The 3,206-nt window shown below is 70.6% G+C and carries 5 protein-coding genes; all 5 read left to right on the top strand.

Features of this window, described 5'->3' with window-relative positions:
• The first annotated feature begins 233 nt into the window (after positions 1–233).
• A complete protein-coding gene (locus JLI01S_RS16355; protein ID WP_068266699.1) occupies positions 234–965 on the top strand; it encodes a purine nucleoside phosphorylase YfiH/LACC1 family protein in 732 nt (243 codons plus the stop codon).
• Positions 962–1,672 (top strand): YggS family pyridoxal phosphate-dependent enzyme, encoded by a 711-nt coding sequence (locus tag JLI01S_RS16350; protein ID WP_068266696.1) that lies wholly within the window; start codon positions 962–964, stop codon positions 1,670–1,672. Before JLI01S_RS16355 ends, JLI01S_RS16350 begins: the two co-directional genes overlap by 4 nt.
• 49 nt (positions 1,673–1,721) lie before the next feature.
• Positions 1,722–2,192 (top strand): cell division protein SepF, encoded by a 471-nt coding sequence (locus tag JLI01S_RS17595; protein WP_068266693.1) that lies wholly within the window; start codon positions 1,722–1,724, stop codon positions 2,190–2,192.
• Positions 2,193–2,261: 69 nt separating this feature from the next.
• Positions 2,262–2,537: a YggT family protein gene (locus JLI01S_RS16340; RefSeq protein WP_068266690.1), complete on the top strand. Its 276-nt coding sequence runs from the start codon at positions 2,262–2,264 to the stop codon at positions 2,535–2,537.
• 72 nt (positions 2,538–2,609) lie between these two features.
• Positions 2,610–3,206: DivIVA domain-containing protein (locus JLI01S_RS17405; RefSeq protein ID WP_157075025.1), on the top strand; the 597-nt coding region annotated here is incomplete at its 3' end.

The following is a 3,206-nucleotide window of genomic DNA, read 5'->3' as shown; positions in this document are numbered from 1 at the left end:
AGGCTCCGGCCCAGCAGGTGCCCGCCCAGCAGCCCCCGGCCCAGCAGCCCCCGGCCCAGCAGCCCCCGGCCCAGGCCGCGCCGCCGCGCCAGGTGACCTTCGACGACGGTGACGACCTGGATGTGCCCGACTTCCTGAAGTGAGTCATGGCGCAGGCCGACCAGAGAGGGCACTCAGCATCGCGACAGCGGGCTGGGTGCCCTCTCTCGTGCTCGCAGGGATAGGTTGCAGACGTGTTTGCCTGGAGAGATGACGACGCGGGTCTGGTCCGCGCATTCACCGACCGCCACGACGGGGTGAGCTCGCCCCCCTTCGCCGGCCTCAACCTCGGAGCGCACGTCGGAGATGACCCGCAGGCGGTGGCCACCAACAGGGTCCGGCTCGAGGAGGCCCTCGGCCTGGCGACGATCTGGGCCGACCAGGTCCATGGCAGCGAGGTCGTCCACGTGACGCAGGAGCTGCTGGACGGCCCGCGGACGGGGACGGGAGCCGTCGGGGTCGGCGACGCGATGGTCACGGATCTGCCCGGCCTCGCCCTCGGCGTGCTCGTCGCCGACTGCACCCCGGTCCTCGTCCACGACGAGGACGGCGCGCTCATCGGCGTGGCCCACGCAGGCCGGCCGGGCATGGTCGCCGGGGTGGCCCTCCACCTCGTCGAGGCGATGCGCGACCTCGGAGCCGTCCGCCTCCGCGCCACCGTCGGCCCCTCGGTCTGCGGTCGCTGCTACGAGGTGCCCGACGAGATGCGTTCTGCTGCTGCACTGGTCGCGCCGGTGTCGGCGGCGGTCACCTGGACCGGCACGCCGGCCATCGACGTCGCCAGCGGCGTCGTCGACCAGCTCCAAGGAGCCGGGGTGCCCGTCCAGTGGGTCCCCGGGTGCGCGCGCGAGGACGACGCGCTCTACTCCTACCGGCGCGACGGTCGGACCGGACGCTTCGCGGGGATCCTCGGGAGGGCCTCATGAGTCCCGACGACGCACGCCGCGACGAGCTGGCTGCCAACCTCGCCTCCGTCGAGGAGCGCATCGCTGCCGCCTGCACGGCCGCCGGCCGCCCTCGTCAGGACGTGCAGCTCATCGTGGTCACGAAGCACCACCCCCGCAGCGACCTCGACCTGCTCGCCGGGCTCGGCGTCACCGAGATCGGCGAAAATCGTGAGCAGGAGGCCTCGACCAAGCTCGCTGACGGCGGGACCCCGCCGGGTGTGCGCACCCACTTCATCGGACAGCTGCAGTCCAAGAAGGCCAATGCCGTGACCCGGTGGGCCGATGTCGTCCAGTCGGTCGACCGCGCCAAGCTCATCGGTGCGCTGGCCCGGGGCGCCGAGGCTGCAGGGCGGGAGCTGACCGCCCTGATCCAGGTCAACCTCGACCCCGAGCCGGGAGCGGGACGCGGGGGAGCGGAGCCGGCCGACGTGCCGGCCCTCGCCGACGAGATCGCGGGCAGCCCCCTTCGCCTGGGTGGGCTGATGGCGGTCGCCCCGCTGGGCGGCGATGCGGACGAGGCCTTCGAGCGCCTGGCCTGGTTGCACCAGACGGTGCTGGCCGCCCATCCCGGAGCCGACATGCTCTCGGCGGGGATGAGCGGTGACCTCGAGGCCGCCGTGCGCCACGGAGCGACACACCTGCGTGTCGGGACGGCAATCCTCGGAACTCGTGCGTCACACCGGTAACTTCGATGACACCGACGAGGCAACCGGTTTGACGTGAGGATTTGAAGACATGACGGCACTGCGCAATGCGATGGTGTACCTCGGGCTGGCCGAGGACGACAAGCGTTACGACGAGTACGACGAGTACGTCGACGACTACGAGGGCGGCCACGAGCTCGTCGAGGACGAGCACGCCGCCGAGGTCACCCCGCTGCGCCGCGTCCCGAGCGCACCGGCCGTCCGTGAGGTGGAGGTCACCCAGATGAACCGCATCACGACGATCCACCCGAGCACGTACAACGATGCCCGCGCCATCGGCGAGAGCTTCCGCAGCAACACCCCGGTGATCATGAACCTCACCGACATGGACGACTCCGACGCCAAGCGCCTCGTCGACTTCGCGGCCGGTCTGGTCTTCGGACTCCACGGGTCCATCGAGCGCGTGACCAACAAGGTCTTCCTGCTCTCGCCCGAGCACATCGAGGTCGACACCGAGGGCGGCGAGCCGGCGCAGCCGCGCGCGCTGTTCAACCAGAGCTGACCGCTCAGGCTGTTCCAACCAGAGCAGACCGCACAGCAAGGGCTCAGGCCCCAGATCTAGGCTGGCCTCATGTCGATCGTCCGCGGCGTCCTGCACCTCGTGCTGTACGTCTACTTCCTCATCCTCATCGGGCGTCTCGTCCTCGACTGGATCCAGGTCTTCGCCCGCCAGTGGCGCCCCCGGGGCGTGATCCTCGTCGTCGCCGAGGCCATCTACACCGTCACCGATCCTCCGTTGAAGGCCATCCGCAAGGTTGTCAAACCGATCCGTTTCGGCGGGGTCGCGATCGACGTGGCATTCCTCCTGCTCATCCTCGCGGTCTCGGTCCTGCTGAGCATCGTCTAGGCTGACGGTGATGCCCGTGCGCGCCTTGCGTGCCACTGGCGTGCAATCTGTCCGAACGCATACGGAGGAACAATGGCGCTCACGCCCGAGGACGTCCTCAACAAGACCTTCACCCAGACCCAGTTCCGTCGTGGGTACGACGAGCGCGAGGTCGACGACTTCCTCGACGAGGTCGTTGCTGAGATGCGCCGCATGGTCAAGGACTCGGAGGACCTGCGGGCCCGTGCCGAGGACGGCAGCCCCGTGGCTGCCGCAGCCCCTGCAGCCGCAGTCGCTGCCAGCCCCGGTACCTCCGGCAAGGCCGACGAGGCCCTGACCCGCGAGAACCGCGACCTGCGGGCCCGCCTGGAGGACCTGCGCACCCGCTTCGACAAGGAGACCGCGGCTCGCGCTGCGGCCGACAAGCGTGTCGCGGCGCTGGAGCAGTCCACGCAGTCGCGTGACGAGCAGGTCAAGGGTGACGAGGCCAAGCTCGGCCAGGCCCAGCAGAGCGCCGACGAGCGCCTCGCCATGGTCGAGGCCCGCGCCAAGGAGGCCGAGGAGCGCGCTCAGCAGCGCATTCAGGCCGCCAACGCCGCGGCCGACAAGGCCGAGGCAGAGGCCAAGGCCCGTCAGGACGAGGCCGCCAAGGCCGCAGCCGCGCAGCCGGCCGCAGCCGCCGCGCCGGTC

The organism is Janibacter limosus NBRC 16128 (assembly GCF_001570985.1).
GTDB lineage: Bacteria > Actinomycetota > Actinomycetes > Actinomycetales > Dermatophilaceae > Janibacter > Janibacter limosus.
Note: the sequence above shows the minus strand (reverse complement) of the source record. Positions and strands in the feature narration are given on the sequence as shown.